Annotated in this window: 22 protein-coding genes, 2 tRNA genes, 1 pseudogene and 1 riboswitch; of the genes and pseudogenes, 19 read left to right on the top strand and 6 right to left on the bottom strand. The window is 46.5% G+C overall.

Annotation, left to right across the window (positions count from 1 at the left end; translation table 11 throughout):
* The first annotated feature begins 12 nt into the window (after positions 1-12).
* The 13 genes from AB1L17_RS07520 to AB1L17_RS07460 all read left to right on the top strand — a co-directional run bounded on the left by AB1L17_RS07520 (position 13) and on the right by AB1L17_RS07460 (position 13,831).
* Entirely contained in the window at positions 13-1,068 is a 1,056-nt protein-coding gene (locus AB1L17_RS07520) for an ABC transporter substrate-binding protein (protein ID WP_412846277.1), read from the top strand.
* Between the two features lie 113 nt (positions 1,069-1,181).
* Positions 1,182-2,657 carry a spore germination protein gene (locus tag AB1L17_RS07515; RefSeq protein WP_412846276.1) on the top strand — a complete coding sequence of 492 codons (1,476 nt, stop codon included), beginning with the start codon at positions 1,182-1,184 and terminating at the stop codon, positions 2,655-2,657.
* A gap of 17 nt (positions 2,658-2,674) precedes the next feature.
* Positions 2,675-3,778, top strand: coding sequence for a GerAB/ArcD/ProY family transporter (locus AB1L17_RS07510; RefSeq protein WP_412846275.1), 1,104 nt, complete (start codon positions 2,675-2,677; stop codon positions 3,776-3,778).
* Entirely contained in the window at positions 3,775-4,878 is a 1,104-nt protein-coding gene (locus tag AB1L17_RS07505; RefSeq protein ID WP_412846274.1) for a Ger(x)C family spore germination protein, read from the top strand. The genes AB1L17_RS07510 and AB1L17_RS07505 overlap by 4 nt, the downstream gene beginning before the upstream one ends.
* 66 nt (positions 4,879-4,944) lie before the next feature.
* Complete coding sequence (locus tag AB1L17_RS07500) at positions 4,945-5,778, top strand: alpha/beta fold hydrolase (RefSeq protein WP_412846272.1); 834 nt, start codon at positions 4,945-4,947, stop codon at positions 5,776-5,778.
* Positions 5,779-5,942: 164 nt separating this feature from the next.
* Positions 5,943-7,217: a copper resistance protein CopC gene (locus AB1L17_RS07495; RefSeq protein ID WP_412846271.1), complete on the top strand. Its 1,275-nt coding sequence runs from the start codon at positions 5,943-5,945 to the stop codon at positions 7,215-7,217.
* 15 nt (positions 7,218-7,232) lie between these two features.
* Positions 7,233-7,853 carry a YcnI family copper-binding membrane protein gene (locus tag AB1L17_RS07490; protein ID WP_412846269.1) on the top strand — a complete coding sequence of 207 codons (621 nt, stop codon included), beginning with the start codon at positions 7,233-7,235 and terminating at the stop codon, positions 7,851-7,853.
* Positions 7,854-8,124: 271 nt separating this feature from the next.
* Entirely contained in the window at positions 8,125-9,366 is a 1,242-nt protein-coding gene (locus AB1L17_RS07485; RefSeq protein WP_412846268.1) for an MFS transporter, read from the top strand.
* Between the two features lie 158 nt (positions 9,367-9,524).
* Positions 9,525-9,746, top strand: a complete 222-nt coding sequence (locus tag AB1L17_RS07480) for a WYL domain-containing protein (protein ID WP_412846267.1) — start codon at positions 9,525-9,527, stop codon at positions 9,744-9,746.
* A gap of 97 nt (positions 9,747-9,843) precedes the next feature.
* Positions 9,844-10,095, top strand: coding sequence for a hypothetical protein (locus AB1L17_RS07475; RefSeq protein ID WP_412846266.1), 252 nt, complete (start codon positions 9,844-9,846; stop codon positions 10,093-10,095).
* 243 nt (positions 10,096-10,338) lie between these two features.
* Positions 10,339-11,424, top strand: a complete 1,086-nt coding sequence (rsgA, locus tag AB1L17_RS07470) for a ribosome small subunit-dependent GTPase A (RefSeq protein WP_412846265.1) — start codon at positions 10,339-10,341, stop codon at positions 11,422-11,424.
* 136 nt (positions 11,425-11,560) lie between these two features.
* Positions 11,561-11,662: riboswitch (purine riboswitch) on the top strand.
* A gap of 234 nt (positions 11,663-11,896) precedes the next feature.
* On the top strand, positions 11,897-12,487 hold the full coding sequence (locus AB1L17_RS07465) for a xanthine phosphoribosyltransferase (RefSeq protein WP_412846264.1): 591 nt from the start codon (positions 11,897-11,899) through the stop codon (positions 12,485-12,487).
* Between the two features lie 33 nt (positions 12,488-12,520).
* A complete protein-coding gene (locus AB1L17_RS07460; RefSeq protein ID WP_412846263.1) occupies positions 12,521-13,831 on the top strand; it encodes a nucleobase:cation symporter-2 family protein in 1,311 nt (436 codons plus the stop codon).
* Between the two features lie 624 nt (positions 13,832-14,455).
* On the opposite strand, the gene AB1L17_RS07455 is transcribed toward AB1L17_RS07460, so the two are convergent.
* Positions 14,456-14,599 carry a hypothetical protein gene (locus tag AB1L17_RS07455; RefSeq protein WP_412846262.1) on the bottom strand — a complete coding sequence of 48 codons (144 nt, stop codon included), beginning with the start codon at positions 14,597-14,599 and terminating at the stop codon, positions 14,456-14,458.
* A 359-nt stretch (positions 14,600-14,958) separates the two neighbouring features.
* On the opposite strand from AB1L17_RS07455, the gene AB1L17_RS07450 reads away from it, so the two are divergent.
* Positions 14,959-16,062, top strand: a complete 1,104-nt coding sequence (locus tag AB1L17_RS07450; RefSeq protein ID WP_412846261.1) for a chymotrypsin family serine protease — start codon at positions 14,959-14,961, stop codon at positions 16,060-16,062.
* Positions 16,063-16,067: 5 nt separating this feature from the next.
* Here AB1L17_RS07450 and AB1L17_RS07445 read toward each other — a convergent pair whose 3' ends face one another.
* From AB1L17_RS07445 to AB1L17_RS07435, 3 genes are all read right to left on the bottom strand, one after another.
* Positions 16,068-17,789: a protoglobin domain-containing protein gene (locus AB1L17_RS07445; RefSeq protein ID WP_412846260.1), complete on the bottom strand. Its 1,722-nt coding sequence runs from the start codon at positions 17,787-17,789 to the stop codon at positions 16,068-16,070.
* 153 nt (positions 17,790-17,942) lie between these two features.
* Positions 17,943-18,368 (bottom strand): metallothiol transferase FosB, encoded by a 426-nt coding sequence (gene fosB, locus AB1L17_RS07440; protein ID WP_412846259.1) that lies wholly within the window; start codon positions 18,366-18,368, stop codon positions 17,943-17,945.
* Between the two features lie 97 nt (positions 18,369-18,465).
* Positions 18,466-18,690 carry a hypothetical protein gene (locus AB1L17_RS07435; protein WP_412846258.1) on the bottom strand — a complete coding sequence of 75 codons (225 nt, stop codon included), beginning with the start codon at positions 18,688-18,690 and terminating at the stop codon, positions 18,466-18,468.
* 138 nt (positions 18,691-18,828) lie between these two features.
* Here AB1L17_RS07435 and AB1L17_RS07430 point away from each other — a divergent pair, with 138 nt between their 5' ends.
* The 4 genes from AB1L17_RS07430 to AB1L17_RS07415 all read left to right on the top strand — a co-directional run bounded on the left by AB1L17_RS07430 (position 18,829) and on the right by AB1L17_RS07415 (position 19,958).
* A complete protein-coding gene (locus AB1L17_RS07430) occupies positions 18,829-19,317 on the top strand; it encodes a hypothetical protein (protein ID WP_412846257.1) in 489 nt (162 codons plus the stop codon).
* A 165-nt stretch (positions 19,318-19,482) separates the two neighbouring features.
* Positions 19,483-19,559: transfer RNA gene (locus AB1L17_RS07425), tRNA-Pro, on the top strand.
* A 19-nt stretch (positions 19,560-19,578) separates the two neighbouring features.
* Positions 19,579-19,661: transfer RNA gene (locus tag AB1L17_RS07420), tRNA-Leu, on the top strand.
* A gap of 162 nt (positions 19,662-19,823) precedes the next feature.
* Entirely contained in the window at positions 19,824-19,958 is a 135-nt protein-coding gene (locus AB1L17_RS07415) for a hypothetical protein (protein WP_412846256.1), read from the top strand.
* A 107-nt stretch (positions 19,959-20,065) separates the two neighbouring features.
* On the opposite strand, the pseudogene AB1L17_RS07410 reads toward AB1L17_RS07415, so the two are convergent.
* Together AB1L17_RS07410 and AB1L17_RS07405 are read right to left on the bottom strand one after the other, a co-directional pair.
* Positions 20,066-21,068 (bottom strand): annotated as a pseudogene (locus AB1L17_RS07410) (NADP-dependent oxidoreductase).
* 81 nt (positions 21,069-21,149) lie between these two features.
* On the bottom strand, positions 21,150-21,488 hold the full coding sequence (locus AB1L17_RS07405; protein ID WP_412846255.1) for an ArsR/SmtB family transcription factor: 339 nt from the start codon (positions 21,486-21,488) through the stop codon (positions 21,150-21,152).
* Between the two features lie 226 nt (positions 21,489-21,714).
* Between AB1L17_RS07405 and AB1L17_RS07400 the strand changes: the two genes are divergently transcribed.
* Positions 21,715-22,722: a response regulator gene (locus AB1L17_RS07400; protein ID WP_412846254.1), complete on the top strand. Its 1,008-nt coding sequence runs from the start codon at positions 21,715-21,717 to the stop codon at positions 22,720-22,722.
* The last annotated feature ends 213 nt before the right edge of the window (positions 22,723-22,935 follow it).

Genomic DNA, 22,935 nt, shown 5'->3' with positions numbered 1-22,935 from the left:
TGAGAGGAAAAAATGAAACGTTTCAAGTCCTTGATGATCGGCGCTTTGACCGCCGTACTTGCGGTGACCGCTGTAGGGTGCTCATCGTCATCTGAGCAAGAGCAACAAGTATTGAATATTTACAGCTGGGCAGACAACTTCGACCCAGAAGTCATCAAAGATTTTGAGCAAAAATTCAACGTCAAGGTCAACTATGATGTATATGGTAGCAATGAGGAAATGCTGGCAAAAATTCAAGCGGGCGCATCCGGCTACGACTTGATTCAACCGTCCGATTACATGGTAGGCACGATGATTCAGTTGGGCCTTCTGGAAGAGTTGAACAAAGCCAACATCCCGAACATGGGCAATATCGTGTCTACGTTCAAGACACCTCCTTTTGACAAAGAAAACAAGTATTCACTCGTATATACATGGGGAATTACCGGGATTGCTTACAACAAGAAGTATGTAAAAGAAACCCCGACTAGCTGGAACGATCTGTGGAATGAAGCTTACAAGGGCCGTGTTATCATGTTGAACGACCCACGTGAGGTTATGGGGATGGCACTGATCAAGAATGGCTTCTCCAATAGCACGACGAACAAAGAGGAATTGGAAAAATCCTTTACTGATTTGAAAAAGGTAGTACCAAACGTAGTTGCTTTTGATACAGACAACATCAAGCAAAAGATGATTGCTGAGGAAGCATGGATCGGAACGGTTTGGTCCGGTGACGCAGCTTTCATTCACGCGCAAAATCCAGACGTGGAGTACGTGATTCCGAAAGAGGGCGCGACGATCTGGGCAGACACGCTGGCGATTCCAAAAGGCGCCAAGAACAAGGAATTGGCTGAGAAGTTCATCAACTACTTGATGGACCCACAAGTCAGTGTGAAAAACTACGAGTCTATCGGCTACAGTAACCCGAACGAGCAAGCATACCCACTGCACAGTGAAGAATATCGTTCCAACAAGATGGTCTTCCTGGATAAAGCAGACATTGCCCGTGCGGAGTGGCTGGTTGATGTAGGAGAAACCTTGCAGCAATACGACCGCTACTGGACTGAGATGAAGAGCGGTAGATAAATAGAAGTGAACGAACCGAGATGGAGTGTTTCCGTCTCGGTTTTTTCTTTGGGAATAGAGCGAGGGATTTGGAAAAATAATAGGGGTACACCATATATTGGGGTACATTTAAGATGACAACCTACATCATTTCTGAATCCGTTAGCGAGACGCGAGAAAGATTAAGCGATCACCTGCAAAATCCGCGATTGGTGTTTCGTACCCTTTCTTGCGGAGCGAATAGCTTGTTGTTAGCTTACCTCCCCTATCTGATTGACACAACGATTCTCCAGCAAGTGTTGCTTCCCTATTTCGAAAGGTTGCCTGAAGAAAAAATCGTTCCAGATACGATTTTGGGGAATGTTCCTGTTGCTCATGTCACCAAGACCATGGATTACAGTCAAGTCAGCGATTATCTCGTGAGGGGATGGGTTTACCTTCAAATAGAAGGAACGACATGCGGGATTCTTCTCTATATAGCAAGAATACCGAGTCGTTCCTTGGGAGAGGCTCAGGTCGAAACCCAGATTTTCGGTCCACAGGTTGCCTTTACTGAAGCATTGGAAGACAACTTAGGGATTCTACAGGGCTATCTGGCGACTGATTTGCTTACCAACGTATCCCTTACGATTGGGAAACGTAGCATGACGAACGTGGAAGTATGTTACATGGAGGAATTGGCTGCTCCAGAAAATGTGGAAACCGTCATTCAGCGTATAAGCGATCTGGATGTAGATGGCGTGATTGACAGCGGAAAACTGGTTCAACTGATTGATGACAATACGTTCTCTATTTTTCCGCAGTTAATCCTGACAGAACGACCTGACCATGTAAGTGAAGCCCTGTTGGAAGGAAAGGTTGTCGTGTTTGTGGAGGGGAGCCCTTTTGCTATCGTGGGTCCCAGTTCCTTCGTTGACTTTTTCAAGTCCAATGAAGATCTCTATATTCGGTGGCAAATGGCTTCCTTCATTCGTTTGTTACGATTTTCGGCCCTTTTTGTTTCTTTGTTTTTTACCGCTACTTATGTGGCTGCACTTTCGTTTCACTATGAAATGATTCCATCTGCTCTGCTTGTATCGCTAGTAAAGTCTCGTTCCAAGGTGCCTTTTCCCCCATTGTTTGAAGCTTTGCTGCTTGAGATGATTATTGAATTCTTGCGGGAGGCTGGAGCCAGACTTCCTTTCAAGGTGGGGCAAACGATCGGGATTGTAGGCGGTATCGTAATTGGGCAGGCCGCCGTTGCAGCGGGTTTTACCAGTAACATATTGATCATGATTGTGGCACTGAGTGCATTAGCTTCGTTTACTTTTCCTTCCTACATGATGAGTACAGCAGTACGTATCCTCCGCTTTCCGATTATCCTGCTAGCTGGAATTTGGGGAGGTTTTGGTATTATGCTTGGCGCGTCTTTTCTATTGATACACATCCTGCGTCAATCAAGTCTGGGACGTCCGTTTTTTCTTCCCTTTTTTCCATTTCGCTTGCAGGATTTTAAAAACAGTCTGATCCGGTTTCCTTATTACTCGCTCGGCAAGCGTCCGGTTATGACACGTTCTCCTGACGATACCCGTGCGCCTGATGATGCCGGGAAAAAAAGACCAGTTCAGTAGTTAGGTGTTGATTGTGAATGTCACTGTCCACTTTTCGTCGGAATAGCCATATGGTTATCAGCGTATCGCTTGCGCTATTTATGATTCATGGCAATCAGGTTGGGATCGGCATAGCGGGCGTACAGCGGTTTATTTATGATAGGGTGCAACAAGACGCCTGGATCGCGGTCATATTGGCAGGCATTATGACACATATAGCAGCGTGGTTCATGCTAAAAATCTTGGCGAAATTCAAACACATGGATTTGTATGACATTCATCAAAGTGTGTTTGGAAAATGGCCGGCCCGCGTTCTTAATTTCATCTTTATCGTATATGTGATGGGCTCTGCCTTAACGATCTTGAGAGGGTACATCGAGATCATTCAGTCATGGATGTTTCCAGAGGTGCCTTCCTGGATGTTAAATGCCGCCTTGCTTTGTCTGGCCATTTATGGAGTGACGGGTGGCATTCGGGTGTTGGCTGGCATTAGCTTTTTTTCAGTTGGGTTGACGATTTGGCAGCTACTACTCTTGGTTTATCCCATGCAATACGCCGATTTTCATCTATTGCAGCCAGCATTTCATCATGACCTTGTACAGCTTATGGACGGTGCGAAGAAAATGTCTTTTTCCATCATCGGATTTGAGATTATTTTGTTCATCTATCCTTTTGTTAAGGAAAAGGAATTACTGCCGCGGTATGTACATGGTGGGTTGTTTATGACCACCTGCTTGTATGTTGTCGTCATGCTGGTTACACTCTTGTACTTTCAAGGGGAACAGCTTCAGCATCTTATCTGGGCAACGCTTATGATGATGAAAATTGTGGAGTTTCCGTTTTTGGAGCGTTTTGAGTTTGTGTCCATCTCACTGTGGATGCTCATCATGCTGGATAATTTGCTGATGAACTTGTGGGTAGCCATGCGGGGGGTTCACCATATTAGTGGGCTCAAGGAAAGAATGGCACTGATAGGGATTGTTGGTGTCATGTTTTTTGCCAGCAATTTTTTGGAAACACGCCAGTCGATTAATCTCATCACGGATATTTTCGGTGGAGCAGGTTTCTATATCATTTTTATTTATCCCATCGTGCTTTATGTAGTGATTCGGCTGTTTCGGAGGGGAGCGGTCCGGACATGAAAAGGTTACGTTTGCTTGTGTGCTATTTCTTAGTAGTCGTGTTATTGAATGGCTGTGGAGAGCAGCAAGTACTAGAAAAATTGGGGTTAGCGGTTGCCGTAGGATACGATCAGAGCGGAGACGGACGGTTATTAGGCACCACAGTGTTTTATCAAATTGATCCGGAAGCACGTGAGCTGGTCACCGTGATTTCTGGAACAGCTCACACAAGTAAAGGACTAGCGGTTGCTCATAACAGAGAGTCTTCCAAAAAAATAGTAGCGGGGCAAATTCGTGTCGTTGTTTATCATGATGCGTTAGCACGCAAAGGGATACTGTCACTCGTGGAAAACTTAACGCGAGATGCCTCTATTGGAAGTAATGTCTATTTAACGGTAGCCAAAGGACGAGCTTATGACATCTTGACACATCGTTATCCCGAAAATAGCAACATTGGAATTTACCTCTATCAAGCCATACGACAGAACGTTGATGGTGAGAACATGATTTCCTCTAAACTTCATGAGTTTATGAAAGATTATTATGCGGTGGGGAAAGATCCCGTGATGCCTTATATCGAAAGAGTAAAGAATGAATTGCATATTAATAAAATTGCTCTGTTTCGAGACGATCGATTAGTGGCGGAGATTACTTCAAGGGAGGGATTTTTCCTCAAGATATTACGTGAGCGTTACAATAAGGGAGAATTGGAAATAAACATTTCCCTCGATAAAAAGCGTCTTTTTACGGTAATTGAACATATCTCAAGCAAAAAGCAAATGAAAGTTCTGGATTTAGAGAAGCCAAGATTTTCTGTGAAAGTCAAGATGACAGCGCAGATTCAGGAAATGGCTGAAAAAATAGATTTATCCAAGCCAGAGGAGTTAGAAAAGGTACAAAAAGCAATAGAGCTTGCGGTGAAAAAAGAGACGGAACATTTACTGGAAAAGTTAAGAAAACACGATGTAGACCCGGTAGGATTTGGGGAAATCTACAATATAGCCAGTCAAAAGAGCGGGAAAAAGAAATTGAGTAAAGAGGAATGTCGTGAAATCATGAAAAGGGCGGAATATGATGTGGATGTCGAGATCAAGATTTTACGTACAGGCGTTATTGGATAAAGATGTAGCAAAAAATATAGACAAGCAACAATCCGGGGTGAGATAGTGGTTGTGAGGTGAGAAAAAATGGAAAACAGGCAGTCTGTACAATCAGGCTTTCTCGACGCAAATGGCGCGCGCTTTTACTATGAGGTTGAAGGGGAAGGCGAGCCACTCCTATTGATCCACGGTTTCAATCTGGATACGAGGCTATGGGATGCGCAGATGCAAGAGTTTGCACAGGCGTATAAGGTCGTTCGTTTTGATATCCGCGGGTTTGGTAAAACGCTTGCGACTGAGGTTCCTTTTACCTTGTATGACGATGTGAAAGCAGTACTGCAAGGGCTTGGTATCGAAAAAGCGCATGTGGCGGGACTTTCGTTTGGGGGCATGGTTGCGCTGGAGTTCGCACTTGCTTATCCGCAGATGGTGAACAGCTTGATCCTTGTTTCCTCTGGCTTGTTTGGTCATCCAAGAAGTGAACAAAGGCTGCAAGATGTGGAACGATTCAATCAGATGTGTCAGACTGGCACGACAGAGGAAGCGTTGGAAATGACGACCCAAATGTGGTTTGACGGTCCTGGTCAGCCGGTGAATGTGCTAGCTGCCGAAGCACGAAACCGCTTTATAGAAATAAACAGACACGCCTTTTCGCTGCCGGAGTTTGGAGCTGGATTTGAAGCTTTATCACCCTCACCGATCGAGCGTTTGGAAGAAATCAAAGCCCGGACACTCGTCATTGCAGGCACGCGGGATTATCCCGATTTTATCCAGATCGCCGATGTATTGACTGAACGGATTGCTGGCGCACACAAAGTCATCCTGCCTGACTCAGCCCATATCCCACCGATGGATCAACCTGAGGTATTCAACAAACTCGTCCTGGAATTTCTCGCACAAAGCACTGTAAGATCATCCTAATACCGTTTGAAAAGGCATGCTTCGGAGAGAATTTCCGATCTTGCCTTTTTTTGTTTTCAACACTTTGCCACATCAGATAGCCCGATGGAGCCATATGGATTTTCGTACTATTTTGATAGGATTAAGGACGAAATAAGGAAGCAGGTGGTAGGGTGATAGACAACATGAGACAATGCGCGGTTGCGTTTTTGCTCGCCTTCTTTCTTGTACTGACAACGGGTATGACGACTGCTTACGCCCATGCTGGCTTGATGAGCAGCTCGCCGCAAAATGGTGAGGTACTGAAGGCGAATCCAGGACAAATATCTGCGCGGTTTACCGAAACATTGGAGCCCGATCTTGTTAACGTGCGTCTATTTGACTGGGATGGCAAGGAAATAAAAGTGGAGCGACCGACATTGCAGCCCGGCGATGCCGCGCAGGTGAATGCGAATCTGCCGAGCGATTTGGCGGAAGGTACGTATTCCGTAATCGTGTCTGTAGTCTCCGAGGACGGGCATCCGATCGAAGAGAAGCTCACGTTTTCCATCGGACAAAAAAGTACGGTCGTGGTGCCGCCAAGTGAGCAGCAAGCAGATTCGAGCTACTTGATCATGTACCGCTATTTGGCGCAAGGAATTATTCTCGTAGGTGGCGGCTTGTATCTGGTAGCGTGGGCAGCACAGCGTCATGGCTTGCCTTCGCTTGCCCAGCTCATCGGGATTGGCAGACAAATCGGATGGGGTTTGGCGATCATCGGACTTATCTTTTTGTGGTTCTTGTATGACGAATCGTTAACCGCTGTATCACTTACGCAAGCACTGTGGCAGATGGACGGGAACTTGCTCAGTCAGTCTCCGTTTGCGATCATGCTGCTCGTGTCCTTTGCCTTACTTCTAATGGTCGCGATCCCTAATATGGTGTCCGGCTGGTATGTAGGAATCTGGATTCTCGTGATCAGCGCGCAGGCTTTTGGCGGTCATGCATGGGGGATAGCTCCTGTCTGGCTGTCCATTTTACTGAGACTGTTACATGTTTTGACGGTCGCCGTGTGGATGGGGGCGCTTGTCTACTTGCTCCTTACAGTCAAAGTGGCGCAACGAGGACAGGAGTCGTTCAAGAGGTTCTTCTTGCAGACAGTTGCTGTAGCGGCTGTACTTGCCGTCGTGACGGGCGTTGTCATGCTCATCGTGCAGACGGATGTCATGAGCATTTTCCAGAGTGCAACGGCATGGAGCTATCTGTTATACGGAAAAATCGCAAGTGTCTGCCTTATGCTGCTTCTAGCCTTTAGGCAAACGAGACGTTGGCGGACGAAAAATTCCTTGCAGCACGCTTACTTGCGTTGGGAAATTGTATTCGGGATTGTCGCTGTTCTGGCTGGACTTTGGATGAGCCAAATCAATTACCCGACTGCTACGACTAATAATCAGGCCGTGATTCAAACAGATTCAAACTAGGGAGGATCTCAAACGATGAAAATGGCAAAATGGATGAGCAGTGTACTGGTAGCGGGTGCAGTTTTGACGTTGGCGCAAGCAGCACAAGCACATGTGAACGTATATCCGAAAGAGGCTACTACAGGCTCCTATGAAAAATACACGGTGCGCGTCCCGGTAGAAAAGGACGTCAACACGACAAAAGTGAAGCTGGAATTCCCGGCAGGTGTGAAGGTAAATTCCGTTCAACCGATTCCGGGCTGGAGCTACGAGTTCGAAAAAGATAAAGACGGTGTGAACACAGCGCTTGTGTGGACAGCAACAGAAGGCGGAATCAAGGCGCATGAGTTCCAGGAGTTCACGTTTGTCGGGGCAAACCCGAAAGAAGAGGGGCAATTGGCTTGGAAGGCTTATCAGACCTATGCAAATGGCGAGGTTGTGGAATGGACAGGGGACAAGGATTCCAAGACGCCAGCGTCTGTTACTACCATTAAGGCTGGTGTAGGCGAAGCAGGACATGAAGCAGGAAAAGAACAAACCCCTGCAACAGCTCCTGCAGAAGCTGCGAGTGCCGGCAGCAACAACACCTTGCCATTGGTACTATCTGGTTTGGCGTTGCTGATCTCCATCGTTGGTTTGTTTAGAAAAAAAGCGTAAGTACTTCATAATCAAGCTGTGCAGTGTGTCCAATGCTGCACAGCTTTTTTCGTTGTGTGGCAATTGAAAAAATTCTATAATAGCGTTAATTACTTTCGGAGGTGTATCTCATGTTAAAAACACTAATTAGAGCAAGCAAGTACACAGGAAGGAAAAATATGAACGGCAGTATGACGCGTACGTATTTTGCGCAGTAGAAGACAGTAACGGAACGATATGTACGTGAAAACGGAACGCGTCATCTGCCTAAAAAAAGGTGGATACTACTTCCATGTTCATGAATGCGACAAAAGTATATACGATCAAGAGTTTTTTGATTTCCTTGGCTAATACGACCATGTTCACGACTTATGCGCTTTACTATATTGTGACACTGGGCTTCAACCCGTTTGAGCTTCTTTTGATCGGGACCGTATTGGAGTTGTCTGTGTTGCTGTTTGAAGGGATAACGGGTGTAGTGGCGGATACATATGGTCGCCGACGCTCCGTCATTTGGGGAATGTTTTTGCTTGGTACGGGGTTTGCCTTGCAGGGGGTCCTTCCCGCGCTTGAAGTCTGGGTACCGTTGATCTCTGTGTTCGGCTTGGTGCTGCTTTCGCAAGTGATTGGTGGCCTTGGGTATACATTCATCAGTGGAGCGGATACCGCGTGGATCGTGGACGAAGTCGGGGAGGAGAAGATCGGGACGATTTTTATGAAGGCCAAGCGCTATTCCTTGTTTGGTAATTTGCTCGGGATTGCGCTCAGTGTAGCATTGGCATCACTTGCCCCCAATCTGCCGTATCTCATCGGAGGTCTCATGTATCTGGGGCTTGGTGTCTTTCTGATCGTGTTTATGAAGGAGACTGGCTTTACTCGTCGCGATCGTACGCCAGGTGCTTCTCACGTGACGGAAATGATTCAGACCTGGACAGCTGGGGCACGAGTGATTCGCAGCCAGCCGATTCTAATGTTGATTTTGTTCGTGACGTTATTTACGGGTGCAGCTTCTGAAGGGTATGACCGTTTGTGGGAAGCGCATTTGATCGCAGAAATTGGCTTTCCAGAGCTCGCTGCTATTTCAATGCCAATGTGGTTCGGGATCATTGCCGCACTGGCAAGCTTGCTTGGCCTCATCGTCGTGGGCGTTGTGGAAAAAAGGCTGGATGTGAACAATGAGCGGGTTGTCCTTGTGGGCATGTTCACGTTGACGGGGCTCAAAATTGCAGCGATGGTTGCTTTTGCCTTGTCCCCAAGCTTTGGCTGGGCGTTATTTGCCCTGTTGTTGATCGGTGTGATCCAGTCATTAAGCAGTCCGCTGTATGATACATGGCTGAATCTGAACATTGAGAGCAGTGTGCGAGCGACGGTTTTGTCGATGATGGGCCAGTCCAATGCCTTGGGACAAACGGCAGGTGGTCCGGCTGTCGGATGGATTGGTACTCGTTTTTCGATTCGTGCTTCTCTGGTTGCGGCGGCTATTTTGCTGGCACCGATTCTGATTGTGTTTGGACGTGCGCTTAGAAGGCGCTGAGTTGTATCTAGCATAAGGCATGTGTCCATTTTAGGGCGCATGCCCTTTTTTTGTAGAGGGAAAAATTAGTAGATGCGAACAAGTTTGCGAACATGCGTTCTCTTGTGGTAGGATGGTTTCAACAACAAGAAGATACTATTCATGGTGGTGACAGCCTGATGATACAACAGTTGAGAAGGTACGGAGCCAGGCAGCAAGCAGTGGAAATCATCTATTTGAATAAAAATGGAGAGGCTAGCAGGCGTACGATCCGTGTTGTGCATATCGACGAGAACAAAGGGAGCCTGAAAGCATACTGTTATATGAGGAAGGCGTATCGTGTATTTGTGTTGGATAACATTTTGGCGATCGCACCTGTATCTGGACATTTTGCCGGATGAAAAGGAATCATCCTCCACGGCCCCAGCCTGTTCCAGCTCCCCTATGTTATACTAAATAGGTAAACAACTTCAAAAAAGAGGAAGGACGGGGACAATAATGGAGTTTTTCGTTGTTATCGTCATCATGGTTTTGATCGTAGTATTTGTCTTGGCGTCCAAAGCGACAAAAGGCGGAAGTGGACGCTCTCATTCCTCTTCAGACAGCGGGGGCGGAGCCTTCTATGTAGACAGCAATCACAATCGAAATCACGACTCAGACGATCGTTGGGACAGCTATGACAGCGGAAGCGATAGCGGTAGTGGTAGTGGTGGAGACAGTGGTGGTGGTGGTGGCGGCGGGGGAGATTGACGCTGTTGCATCTTGTTTCATTATGGTACAATAATTGGGAAATATGATTCCAAACCTGAATGGTAGGTTTGAAAAGGAGAGATGTTTTATGGTAGCCATCAAATTTGCTCAGAGTGTCGTAGTCGGGGTCACAGGAATCCTCCTTTCAAGCGAACAATAATACCGTTCACCAAATGAGGATTCGATTGTGACTGGTTTTGGCTGAAGGCCATCTTATTTAACCAATTGCAGGGGGAATCCGCAGTGAATCAACTAATCAATCAACAAGTATTGCAATCGATGGGCTGGAATGAGTACTTTACCAATCATTTTGCCCCTTATGCCGATCAAGGCTACAGTGTGGGTCGTATCACACTGGAACATAAACGTATTTATCGTCTGTGGAGTGAACATGGTGAGCTCCTGGGCGAAGTAACTGGCAAGCTGCGTTACGAAGCGACAGGTCGAGAAGATTATCCGGCTGTCGGGGACTGGGTAGTTATCAGTGCCCGTCCAGAGGAAAAGAAAGCCTCGATCCATGCGCTTCTTCCACGGAAGAGCAAGTTTTCCCGCAAAGTAGCTGGGGACACTGTGGAAGAGCAGATTGTCGCAGCAAACGTCGATACTGTTTTTCTCGTGAATGCTTTAAATAATGATTTTAATATACGCAGGATGGAGCGCTATCTCATTCTTGCTTGGGAAAGCGGAGCGAATCCGGTGATTGTGCTCTCCAAAGCCGATTTGTGTGACGACCTGGAAGCACGTATGGCAGAGGTAGAATCAGTCGCGATCGGAGTACCTGTTCACGTAGTCAGTGCTGAGCATGGGGAAGGGCTGGATCAGCTCGCACCGTATCTCGGCGAGGGTCAGACGATCGCCTTGATGGGCTCCTCTGGTGTAGGCAAATCCACGTTGATCAACAAATTGAGCGGTATGGAAATGCAAAAAGTCAGTGGCGTGCGTGAAGGTGATGATCGCGGCCGCCATACGACGACTCATCGCGAGCTGTTCCGAATGCCGAGCGGTGCCCTGATGATCGATACACCGGGTATGAGGGAGCTGCAGCTCTGGGAGGCCGATGAAGGCTTTCGCGGTGCCTTTGACGATATCGAGTCCATTGCGGAAACATGCCGATTCAATGATTGCAAGCATGTGCGAGAGCCCGGTTGTGCTGTTCAAGCAGCCATAGGAGAGGGATCACTGGAAAAAGCTCGCTTTGACAGTTACCTGAAGCTCCAACGCGAATTGGCACATCTGGCACGCAAAGAAGACGCAAGACTCGCAGCAGCCGAAAAGGATAAATGGAAGAAGATCAACGTTCAAATGCGGCAGAAAAAACCGAAGAAATAGAAGCGAGAGCCCTTGAGAAATCAGGGCTCTTTCCTTTATTTGGAGATGAAAACGCTTCCTTTCACTTTCAAAAATTAACGCTTGCTCAGCACGAGGGAGTTATGATAGATTTGGTCAATACTCGTTATTGCGTTACGAAAAATCGTATAGGTAAGCTCGTATAATTTTGGGAATAAGGCCCAACCGTTTCTACCAGGTGACCGTAAATCACCTGACTACGAGTGAAAGTGCGTCTAGGGTTCCGTCTCTTTCTTTCCTATTCCAAAAATAGGTTTGGAAGATAGCTGGTCCGAGCGACGCAGGCACGAATGATGTGTCACACCTTAGGGATAAAAGCCCAGAGGGACAGTTTCACTTGGCGTTGGTTTTTTTACGTAGCCCGCTTTGTGACACTGTCCACTCTGGGCTTTCTGTATTTTAATAGGCCGCTTGCACAAAAGTGGTTGGAACCATATCCAAGGAGGAAGAACTGATGAAAGAATTACAAGAGCGCATCGTACAAGACGGAAAGGTGCTGTCTGCATCTGTTTTGAAGGTGGATGCGTTTTTGAACCACCAAGTGGATCCACAGTTAACGATGAAGATCGGGCAGCGCTTTGCCGAACTGTTCGCTGGTGAAAAAATCACGAAAGTCGTGACGATTGAAGCAAGTGGGATTCATTTCGCAATGGCAACTGCTTTTGTGTTGGGTGTGCCATTTATCTACGCGAAAAAGAAAAAAGCTGTCACATTGACAGAGGAAGTATACTCAGCTCCTGTTCACTCCTTTACTCGTCAGGAAACGTATCAAATCAGTGTGTCCCGTCAGTATTTGTCCAAAGAAGATCGTGTACTGATTGTCGATGACTTTCTGGCTACTGGAGCTGCCTTGGTAGGACTTACGAATATTATCAAAGATGCCGGTGCTCATCTCGTAGGGGTTGGCGCAGTCATTGAAAAAAGCTTCCAGGAAGGGCGCGGTCTCTTGGAGCAAGCTGGCGTGCGCATCGAATCACTCGCACGTATTGAATCGATGTCACCGGAAGGCATCCACTTTATTCAGGACGAGCCTGCACGCGTTTAATCAAAAGATAAAATAGGAGGTAAGGGTTCACTCATGCTAGCCAAACATAAGATTGTTACTTTGGGCTTACAGCACATTCTTGCCATGTATGCAGGAGCCGTCGTCGTACCGTTGATTATCGGTGGTGCTTTGAATCTGACTCCTACACAAATCGCTTATTTGATTGCTGCGGACCTGTTTACATGCGGGATCGCCACACTCTTGCAAGTTCTTGGTACACGCTATACAGGGATTCGCCTTCCTGTTGTGCTAGGCTGTACGTTTACAGCAGTAGGCCCGATTATCGCCATTGCTTCGACGAGTAATCTAGCGACTGCTTATGGTGCCATTATCGTCTCGGGTATATTTGTCGTTTTGGCAGCCCCACTGTTTGGCAAGCTGCTACGCTTTTTCCCAACCGTGGTACAAGGATCAGTCGTTACGATCATCGGCCTATCGCTCATTCCCGTCGCGATGAACAACGCGGCTGGCGGACAAGGAATGCCGGACTTCGGACAACCGCACAACTTGCTTTTAGCTTTAGGAACGTTGGTTATTATTTTGCTTATTAATCGTTTCTTTACCGGATTTATTCGTGCGATTTCCGTATTGCTCGGTTTGATTGTCGGTACAGCTGTAGCCTACACGATGGGCATGGTCAGCTTCGCGAATGTCGCGGAAGCCTCCTGGTTTAGCGTAGTTGAACCGTTTTACTTCGGTACTCCACAGTTCAGTATTGTAGCTATTGTTACGATGATTCTCGTCAATATCATCAGCATGGCGGAATCTACAGGCGTTTACTTTGCGCTCGGTAAAGTGACGGATACGAAAGTAACCGATCAAGATGTAGTGAAAGGATTGCGCGGGGAAGGGGTTGCGATTGTACTCGGCGGCATTTTCAACGCATTCCCATACACGGCTTTCTCGCAAAACGTCGGTCTGGTTTCCTTGACTGGCATTAAATCTCGCGACGTAATGATTGGTGCAGGTGGTATTCTCGTCGTTCTCGGATTACTGCCAAAGCTGGCTGCATTGACAACTGTCATTCCTAACGCTGTATTGGGTGGAGCCATGATCGCTATGTTCGGGATGGTCGTCGCATCTGGAATCAATATTCTCTCTCAGGTTGACTTGAACAAAAACGAAAACCTGCTGATCGCCGCTTGCAGTATCGCTGTCGGACTGGGATCTGCCGCTGTTCCAGCGATGTTTGATCAACTGCCTACACTGGCAAAAATGATGCTACAAAACGGTATCGTGACAGGTTCTTTGACCGCAGTCATCTTGAATATCTTGCTCGTTCATACGAATAAAAAAGCATCACAGGCTGCTCCGGCGAATGTAACAGTTTCCGAAGCGTCTTAACTTGATACAACTGCTAACCGTCATTTCCTGTTTGGATAGGGAGTGGCGGTTTTTTTTGTTGTAACGTGGCTACGGTGGAGAGAAGAATATTTCCAGACTAGGCTCAGTGCTCCGTCCCTCGGGAGGATTGCACTGCCCGCTCCGAAGTGATTAGCGGGGAAACGCAAAAGTGGTAGCCGCTTCGTCGTAGGGCACGTTGCGTTTCTGTTGCCCGCTAATCCCTTCTCTGCTCGGTAGGACTCCACAAGTCGCAACGTCTGGAAATATTCTTCTCTGGTGTAACTGATCGTTTGTTCACAAACTTTCAAAGCCTATATGAAAACCTTCAGGTGGTAAGGAAGCAGGAGAAAAAAACCTCTACGTGTCTACGGTGGAGAGAAGAATATTTTCAGACTAGGCTCAGTGCTCCGTCCCTCGGTAGGACTCCACAAGTCGCAACGTCTGGAAATATTCTTCTCTGGTGTAGCTAATTGTTAGTTCTCAATCTTTAAAAGCCCTGAAAAAACCCCAGCTCATAAGGAAACAGGAGAAATAAGCGAAGATCTTTGGGACGCCGACCGAGGCGCAATGGAAAAAGCGAAACACGCCCTTAAGCGTCCACCTCTGAGCGGCTTCCTTGAACCTCTACTTTGGACGCGGTTTCGCTTTTTTCATGGAGCCGTGCAGTCTAGCCATCCAGCAGGAGGCCCAAGAATCTGGAGCGTTTTCTCCTGTTTCCTCCCACCACTGCAGCTGGATCAAGGAGTTTTTCCAATCTTTCAAAGCCATTGAAAAACCCCCAGCTCGTAAGGAAACAGGAGAAATAAGCGAAGATCTTTGGGACGCCGGCCGAGGCGAAATGGAAAAAGCGAAACACGCCCTTAAGCGTCCACCTCTGAGCGGCTTCCCTGAACCTCTACTTTGGACGCGGTTTCGCTTTTTCCATGGAGCCGTGCAGTCAATCCCCTTAGTAGAAGGCCCAAGAATCTGGAGCGTTTTCTCCTGTTTCCTCCCACCACTTCAGTATGACCAAATGGCTTTTAAAGAAAATAGGCTTTCCCGCAGTGATGATCGTCCAACAGTGCTGGCCAAGTTCAACATACGATGACCATGTAGAACAAATATACCTTCAGAAAGGAAGGGGTGCCATGGCAACCTTTCAGGAAGCGCTCCTTGCCAAGAAGCATTTGGTCAAAAGGTGGAAGCGGATGCCCGGTGTAGTTGGCATCGGGATTGGCTATGCAAATGGGAAAAACAAAAAAGGCGGCGCCTGTATCGTTTTGTATACGGTCAATGCCAGTGCCGCGGTGACGAAGAGATGCCCGAGCTGCGTCCTAGTCAAAAGGCAGGCGAAGAAAGCACATGTCTCCGTTCCTGTTCGAACGATCGCGTCCGGACGATGCCACTGTCATCCTGCTGCACGTCCCTTGGCAACGAATTATCGTGGCAGAATCAGACCTGTGATCGCTGGATATAGCATCGGGCATCCAGGGGGTTCAGGAACGGCAGGCTTGATTGTTTCGCGGGGAGGCCAGCGCTTTGTGTTGAGTAACAATCACGTATTGAATCGAAACAATACGAGCGGCTTTACCGAGACAATCCAGCCTGGAGGTGCAGATGGCGGTCGTTCAGGGAGAGATCGGATCGGGCGCTTGTATCGGTATGTTCGACTCCGGAAAAATGCTGTCAATCGTATCGATGCTGCGCTTAGTATCCCCACTTCGAATCGACTCCTTGCACCGCGTTATGCAACGGTGGGTAGAGTTCCAGGTATTGTTCGTTCGTATGGAATCGGACGCAGATTGAAAAAGGTAGGGCGTTCATCAGGGCTGGCCTGGGGAACGGTTCAATCGATCCGTACCGATATTGATGTTAGTTACGGAAACTATGGGGGATTGGGTACCATCCGTTTTCGGGATCAGACGGTCATCAGAAGTTCGGTCCCGATCTCCTTGCCTGGCGATTCCGGTTCCGTTTGGCTGACTGCGGGCAACTTCGCTGCAGCAGTGAATTTTGCTGGTTCAGCTGATGGCAGGACTTCGATATCGTTTCCAGTTGTTTGGGCCTTGCAGGCGTTTGGCGTAGGCGTAGCGAGAGCAACAGGGAGTACAGGCAGGTCAGTTGCCAAAGCAAAAAGAGCGAGACAAAACAACGCACGTACCAAACCGCTATCTGCAGCTGAGCTAAACCGAATCCCAACGAAAAAAGCCGCCTCTAAAAGGCAGCTTGGTAGGAAAAAGACGGATAGATAATAACGTTAGGAAACTTCCTTGGCTAACTGATCCAGAACGAGGAGAATACGCTCTGAAATTTCTTCCAGTGTCTGAAAAGCGACTTCTGCTTCCTCGTGTTTCCCTTGCTTGACGAAGAAGTAAATACGCCGAACTGTCTCGTGGAACTGTCGATGCGGTGCATCTAATTGCTTGAAGGATGGCAGTGTGCTTACGGATGGATTGTTCAAGGCCTCATCATACCATATCCCCAAGCGGCATTGATGATGATCGACGAGATCTTTTTCTTCGATATTATGGTACCCGAGCATGTAGTTGTACAGCCACCATTTCCACAAGAGGTGGTCAGTTTTGACGATACGTAAATAATGCTTGGTCTTTAAGTGGTTCGTTTGCGTGATGCTCGCCTTGTGCAGGCTGTTGATGCCAGCGCCGACATCGTAGACGTTTTGACCAGCGTTCGAGACGTGTCGAGCGACCAGCTCCATATTCGTCTGGACTTGAGAAATACGCATCGATATATCATCGGTGGCAGCAGACTGCTCTTGTGCTAAGGCGGCAATATGTCCGGTTGAATGCCCGACTGTCTCGATATTTTGCACAATATCCCCGAGAATCCCGATTGCATCACGAGTCTGATTCACTTTTTCGTTAAAATGGTCGCTCATGAGAGTGGCCGTTTCTTTTACGTGGACAGCCTCATTTTGGACGTTGGTAATCGTAGCCGTAATGCTTTGGACAGATTGTTTTGTCTGTTCGGCGAGCTTTCGCACTTCCTCGGCTACAACAGCAAAGCCACGACCGTGCTCATTGGCACGAGCAGCTTCAATAGACGCGTTCAAGGCAAGCAGATTGGTTTGGTCGGCAATGTTACGGATGACTTGTACGACTTGGGAAACCTCTGCAATCGACGTCATTAACTGAGAAATTTTTGACTGCATATCTTGGAATTCATCTGCCATCGAAAGAAAGCTCGTTAACGACTCTTGAATGATGTCCTTGCCCATTGACGCTTGCTCAATTGTAGTAGAAGCACTCTCCGCAACGGACACAGCTGATTGGGCTACTTTCTGCACCGATTCACTTAGCTGCTCGGCAGCAGTTCCTACATTGCTTGCTTCTATCGTCGTATCCTCTAATGTATCCAATACATGCTTGAATTTATCGATTTGAATCACTAACTCAAGAACTTCGCCCAGACGATCAATGACTTTGTAATCATTATCCTCCTGATACGATTGAAGGACGATTTGCGAATCGAGTGTGATGACCTTAATGAGTGCCAACAAGACGGATGATAATTCTTGAGGACGCTTCGAATAGGTGTTGATAATGGCAGGAATCAAGTATTCATAGACACGCAAGTAAGAGCCGGTATACCATTCTGGCGCAAGTCCAATTTTGCTGTGGACTTCCCCGATTTTTTCTCGGCCGGATACATAGGCATCGTTTAGCTTGGCGTGTGGAAGTGATTGCAAATAACGGCGAAACGATACAGACAGCTTCTCGACTGTCGTATGTGACTCGATAATTTGCATGAGATGGGAGTATTGGCGAAGCATGTGATAATGACGCTCTGTAATAGCCTCTAGGTGTTCGGTCAGGAGTGGTTCAATTTGTTTCATCCGATCAAGGTCCGTCTGGTTAATTTGCAAAAAATGAACTTTTCCCTGTAGCTGATCGGGCATTTGGACATCGCTTTGTTGAATTGAGGCGGTAATGGTTTGAGCGCCACGCTTACCAAACATAAAATCCCTCCATATTTTTACGAAAAACGGGCCTATTCATAAGGAGAATAGGCCAGAAGTACTTTTTAATTATAGCATCCAAGAAAAGAGTTGATTCTTTGGAACTATTATGATTTTGTGAAAAGTCTTAAGAAAACTCACCAATGTCATCGATTATTCAAAAAATGTCATATGATGCTTTTCGTCACGGTAATAGGCTAGACGATCCTGGAGAGTCCCCGTATGTAATTCGAACTTATGGCCATCAGGGTCGGTAAAATAAATCGATTGCTTATCTCGTTCGGAACGGTCCCGACCATGTAAAATGTGAACGCCGTGCTTTTCCAAATGCGCGTACCACTCTTCAAATGACTCTTCCGTGATGGAGAAAGCCATGTGAGTATAAGATTGAGCAATCTCATTGCGAGGGATGTCAGCTTCTTCATTCAGCGCCAGCCAGTAGCCATTCAGATCAAAGTAAGCCAGCTTGCGACCGCGTACAAGCGGCTTTGCCCGCAGGACATCCCGATAAAAACAAAAAGATCTCTCCAAATCAGAAACAGAAAAAAGCAGATGATTCAATCCCTGGAGCTGCGGCAATACGTCCCCCACCTTTTAGCAAAAATCGTACAGCTATTGCTATTGTATGGGGAAAACAGGCAAACCACCAGTCTCCTTTGGGTCTGCCTGCTTTCTTTTAGGATTTGCTTTGTTGCGCTTGCGCTTGGGTTTGAATCGTGGATTGGACCTGTGATACCATCGTTTGGGCTTGGGCAATTTCCTGAGTGGCTTGCTTCAGGGCTTCTTCTGCCAGCTGTGGGTTGGCCGCTGATTGCTCGATCGCTTGTGTGATCATGTTTTTCGCGAGAGTGGTGGCTACCTCTGCTTTTTTAAGCGAGTCGGTATTAATTTGGCTAGGCATGGTATACCTCCTACGGGTTTTTGATGATGGGAACACCGTATTAATTTGTCCGTTTCGCAACGGTTTATGTATAGGGTTATCAGGCGTCCAACCGTTTTCCTGCTGAGATGCATAATCTGACAGGGGGAGGGACGTCAGATGAAACAGCAATGGGTGCAAGTCATTCGATTGGCAGAGCAAGCTTTTTTTACGATCATCTTTTCAGCTCGCAAACGAGTGGGCGATCGCGGAATCATTTTGCCGAAGCGGTTTAATTCCAAGGTGAAAATTCGTCGATTCCTGCAAAAATTTATGACCCCATGTTTGGCAAACCGCGTGATCGGTAATCTTGATTTGAGACGTATACGTGGACAACTCGCGATCCCTGTAGGTGATACGATAGGAGCACCACCGATTGTCAAATCGAAAGTACTGTCTTCGGGCAGCAGGAGGGCGACGATTGCAGTATGGTTCGCTTTTGATTCGGATGATCGGTTTTTCCGTGTGTACCAGCTAAAGAAGCTGCCGAATGGGCGCTGGATCGTAATAGGGCGTCATCCGCTGGACTATCCGTTTAACCTGCCGCAAGATTTATTAAAACGACAAATACCATGTGGCAAAAGCTGTGCGCCATGTAGGGGGAAATAAGTGGATTTCAGGTGTATGTTCACTATCTTGTAAAAAATAGGAATAAAAGACTATATTCCAAAAAAATCCGGTATTGATATTGGTTCAATTTGCCTGTATAGTATGTAAGTGTTGCAGTACTTATCGGAAATTGTCGAATACGGAAGGTCCGATATCGCTGGCAAACGGGAAGTAGCTCAGCTTGGTAGAGTACTTGGCTTGGGACCAAGGGGTCGCAGGTTCGAATCCTGTCTTCCCGACCATGTTTCTTTATTTGGATAGGCCGGTATGGCGGAATTGGCAGACGCGCGCGACTCAAAATCGTGAGGGAAACCGTGGGGGTTCAAGTCCCTTTACCGGCACCAGCAATCTATACATATGGTTTTCGTTATAAGGTGGGGAACAGTGAGTAGGCCTGTTTCTCACTTTTTTTTGTTCTTAAAATCATAGTCCATTCTACCGACAATAGATAAGGAAGATCACATGGAGGCATCGGGACAAACGAAACTGCCAAAGGAGAGACGACAGTGATTAAGGTAATGATCGTGGAAGATGAAAAACCCATCCTTGATCTCATGAAGCATGTTATTGGGCAAAATGATCGCTATACGATCGTCGGAGCATTCACACATCCTTTGTGTTCTTTGAAAATAAAGTGTTAGACTGATCCATTAAAAGAAGCAGCGGCGGAACCAAACTTGAAAAATAAAGTCTTAGACTGCCGCTGTTGTCATTCATTCACGGATATCGGTTGGATTTTTTTCTAGAATTACTTTATTCTAATGACTACTTTTCCCTTGGCCCTTCCGCTTTCCAGGTAATTAAATGCTTGACCGGCATCTTTCAAATGATACACCTTATCAATAATAGGCTTAATGAGACCTTCATCAATAAATTCCTTTAAAACCTTCAATTGTTCTCCGCTCGGTTTCATAAAAAGGAAGTGATACCTCGTTTGGCTCTTCTTCTCCTGGGCTTTGATCTTACGGCTCGCGATGGACAAAATTGTTGTTTTCATCCAACCCAATTTCGCTTCTTTTCCAAATCTGCCGTTTGGTATGCCGGAGATGGATACGATTTGTCCGCCTGGTTTCAGTATGCGGAATGATTTTTCCAAGGCTTCTCCACCTAAAGTATCAAAAACAGCGTCATATCCGGTAAGCATTTCTTCAAAATTCTCTTTTTTATAATTAATAATTAGATCGGCCCCCAACGATTTGACCAATTCATAGCCTTTTTCGCTTGCTGTTGTGGCTACAAAAGCGCCCATCAGCTTGGCCAGTTGGATGGCGAAGGTTCCTACGCCTCCCGAACCAGCGTGAATCAAAATTTTTTGGCCTTTTTGAAGGTTTAATATATCAACAAAAGCTTGGTAAGTCGTAAGTCCAATCAGCGGTATCGATGCTGCCTCTTCAAAGGTTAGACCCTGCGGCTTCAGCCAAATAATCATCCTCATGAACAGCAATAAATTCGGCTAATGTTCCGATTCGGTTTTTGCGGGGTCTCCCGTAAACTTCATCACCGGGTTTAAAAGTATTCACACGATCACCAACTTTAACTACAACACCGGAGAAATCATTTCCTAAGATTAGAGGAAACCTGTAATTCAACAGGAATTTCATTTTCCCTTCCTTAATCTTAAAATCAATAGGATTTAAGCTGGCTGCATGAATTTCCACTAGAACATCATGTTCTCCGATATTAGGCATTGGTTGTTCGGACATCACTAATGGAACATTTTCCCCGTATTTCTCAATGATCATAGCCTTCATTTCAAATCACTCCCTTTACGATTATTGGTTTAAACTAATAATCCGATTGTGCATAATAAATTTCTCCCTACAGTATTCCCTTCAGGTCTTAGGGTAATCATTGGACCAATTGCATGCGTTTTCAACGGAAGTAATTAATGATTTGAGTTGTTCAAGCGGTTTACGGACAGTTAATACATAATAGTTTTCTACGCCCTTTTTTTCGGCTTTAATGTAACCAGACTGTTTCAACACCTTTAAATGATGGGATACAGCCGGTCTAGACAAATTCATATGACCTGATATTGTATTAACATTAAGTCCTAATTTGTTCTGCGCCAACAGCATAATAATGGCTTGACGGTTTTCATCCGTCAGCACTTCCAATAATGGGATACAATCTTTAAATTGTTGTAGAATATGCTCAGTTTGTTGGCTCATTCAATCCACCTCTTTAGTTCATTCGTTTAATCCCTTAAACGTAATTATAGCTATTTTCTTAACAAAATCAAGCTAATGGCCGAGGGTTTCAAGATTTTTCAATTAACTGCTGCCCGTAAGCTTAATGAAGGATCGTCAGTCTAATTCTTTATTTTTCAGTCTGCAACTATATTTTCGAGTCTAGCACTTTATTTTTCAGTCTAGAACTTTATTTTCTTCAAACACTTTGGAGGCGCTGGCGTGTCTACCCGACCTGTGTCCTGATGTGGCGTTCTTAGATGTAGAAATGCCGAAAATGAACGGTCTTGAGCTAGGGTCCAAAATAACTGAGTTGTCGGAGCATACGAAGATTGTTTTTACGACTGCTTACAAGCAGTACGCGTTGGATGCGTTTAAGGTGTACGCGTTTGACTATATTTTAAAACCGGTTACGCCTGCGGCCATTGAACGAGTGACGAATCGGCTAGTCAAACAGCTGCAAATGGCGGCTCCGATCAAACATATCGAGAAGAACGTTTCCATCCAATGCTTTGGTGGCTTGGACGTTCGGAATTCAAGAGGTGAAGTCGTTCGGTGGCCGACGAGAAAGAGTGAGGAGCTGTTTGCTTACTTTCTCTGTCACCCTAGGCAGGATATCAGCAAGTGGCATCTGACTGACCTTTTATGGCCGGAGATGGACGAGAGCAGGGCTACGCACAACCTGCACAATACCATGTATCGACTGAAGAAAATTATGAAAGAGCAAGAACTGGGCATCGATATACAAAAAACGGGTGAAGGCTACATGTTTCACCCGATGGATCAGACATACGATGTATTGGCATTCCAGCAATACGATCTCTCTTCGTTAACGGATCGGCAAAGCGCAGGAGGAGCAGAAAATTTGTGTGCGATGTACAAAGGGTCGCTTTTTAATCGAAAGGATTTTTTGTGGAAAGCACCGCTGGAAGAACGCTATCGGAAAAAGTATACAGAGCTGGTGGGCAAACTGGTAGAACTCGACATTGCCGCTCAGGAGTTGCCAAGGGCTGTGCGCAGGCTGGAAGAGTACTTGGCGGTTTACCCTTTACATGAGGAAATGAATGTCGCATTAATGGACATTTATGCAAGAGGAGAACAAAAACAGAAAATCGTCCAACACTATGCCAAATTCGCTGCTGACTATCGCAAGGAGTGGGAAATGGAGCCGCCTCAGGAAATAAGCGAGCGGGTGACACGAATAGTTGGACAGTAAGGCAGGAGGATATCATTCTTCCTGTCTTTTTTTTACGTGAGAAATTTGGGAGAAGCCATTGCTATTATTCCAAGAAAAAGGAAGAAGGCGAGTTCGATGCAAATCAGTTAGGGAGAGCCGTTACGGTAAACGATTTCGTTAGATTTTTGTGAGGGGGAAATGATAGTCTTATAATTAACGGAACGTACATATTCGAGCTCTGCAGGGGAGGTG

Source organism: Brevibacillus jepli (assembly GCF_047229145.1).
Lineage (GTDB): Bacteria > Bacillota > Bacilli > Brevibacillales > Brevibacillaceae > Brevibacillus.
The sequence above is the reverse complement of the archived record's forward strand: the minus strand, read 5'-3'. Positions and strand labels throughout refer to the sequence as shown.

What these genes read in the sequence shown, in the direction of transcription:
- AB1L17_RS07520 (WP_412846277.1), top strand. Translation starts at nt 13, where the DNA reads ATGAAACGTTTCAAGTCCTTGATGATCGGCGCTTTGACCGCCGTACTT.
- AB1L17_RS07515 (WP_412846276.1), top strand. Translation starts at nt 1,182, where the DNA reads ATGACAACCTACATCATTTCTGAATCCGTTAGCGAGACGCGAGAAAGA.
- AB1L17_RS07510 (WP_412846275.1), top strand. Translation starts at nt 2,675, where the DNA reads ATGTCACTGTCCACTTTTCGTCGGAATAGCCATATGGTTATCAGCGTA.
- AB1L17_RS07505 (WP_412846274.1), top strand. Translation starts at nt 3,775, where the DNA reads ATGAAAAGGTTACGTTTGCTTGTGTGCTATTTCTTAGTAGTCGTGTTA.
- AB1L17_RS07500 (WP_412846272.1), top strand. Translation starts at nt 4,945, where the DNA reads ATGGAAAACAGGCAGTCTGTACAATCAGGCTTTCTCGACGCAAATGGC.
- AB1L17_RS07495 (WP_412846271.1), top strand. Translation starts at nt 5,943, where the DNA reads ATGAGACAATGCGCGGTTGCGTTTTTGCTCGCCTTCTTTCTTGTACTG.
- AB1L17_RS07490 (WP_412846269.1), top strand. Translation starts at nt 7,233, where the DNA reads ATGAAAATGGCAAAATGGATGAGCAGTGTACTGGTAGCGGGTGCAGTT.
- AB1L17_RS07485 (WP_412846268.1), top strand. Translation starts at nt 8,125, where the DNA reads ATGTTCATGAATGCGACAAAAGTATATACGATCAAGAGTTTTTTGATT.
- AB1L17_RS07480 (WP_412846267.1), top strand. Translation starts at nt 9,525, where the DNA reads ATGATACAACAGTTGAGAAGGTACGGAGCCAGGCAGCAAGCAGTGGAA.
- AB1L17_RS07475 (WP_412846266.1), top strand. Translation starts at nt 9,844, where the DNA reads ATGGAGTTTTTCGTTGTTATCGTCATCATGGTTTTGATCGTAGTATTT.
- AB1L17_RS07465 (WP_412846264.1), top strand. Translation starts at nt 11,897, where the DNA reads ATGAAAGAATTACAAGAGCGCATCGTACAAGACGGAAAGGTGCTGTCT.
- AB1L17_RS07460 (WP_412846263.1), top strand. Translation starts at nt 12,521, where the DNA reads ATGCTAGCCAAACATAAGATTGTTACTTTGGGCTTACAGCACATTCTT.
- AB1L17_RS07455 (WP_412846262.1), bottom strand. Translation starts at nt 14,599, where the DNA reads ATGGCTTTGAAAGATTGGAAAAACTCCTTGATCCAGCTGCAGTGGTGG.
- AB1L17_RS07450 (WP_412846261.1), top strand. Translation starts at nt 14,959, where the DNA reads ATGGCAACCTTTCAGGAAGCGCTCCTTGCCAAGAAGCATTTGGTCAAA.
- AB1L17_RS07445 (WP_412846260.1), bottom strand. Translation starts at nt 17,789, where the DNA reads ATGTTTGGTAAGCGTGGCGCTCAAACCATTACCGCCTCAATTCAACAA.
- AB1L17_RS07435 (WP_412846258.1), bottom strand. Translation starts at nt 18,690, where the DNA reads ATGCCTAGCCAAATTAATACCGACTCGCTTAAAAAAGCAGAGGTAGCC.
- AB1L17_RS07430 (WP_412846257.1), top strand. Translation starts at nt 18,829, where the DNA reads ATGAAACAGCAATGGGTGCAAGTCATTCGATTGGCAGAGCAAGCTTTT.
- AB1L17_RS07405 (WP_412846255.1), bottom strand. Translation starts at nt 21,488, where the DNA reads ATGAGCCAACAAACTGAGCATATTCTACAACAATTTAAAGATTGTATC.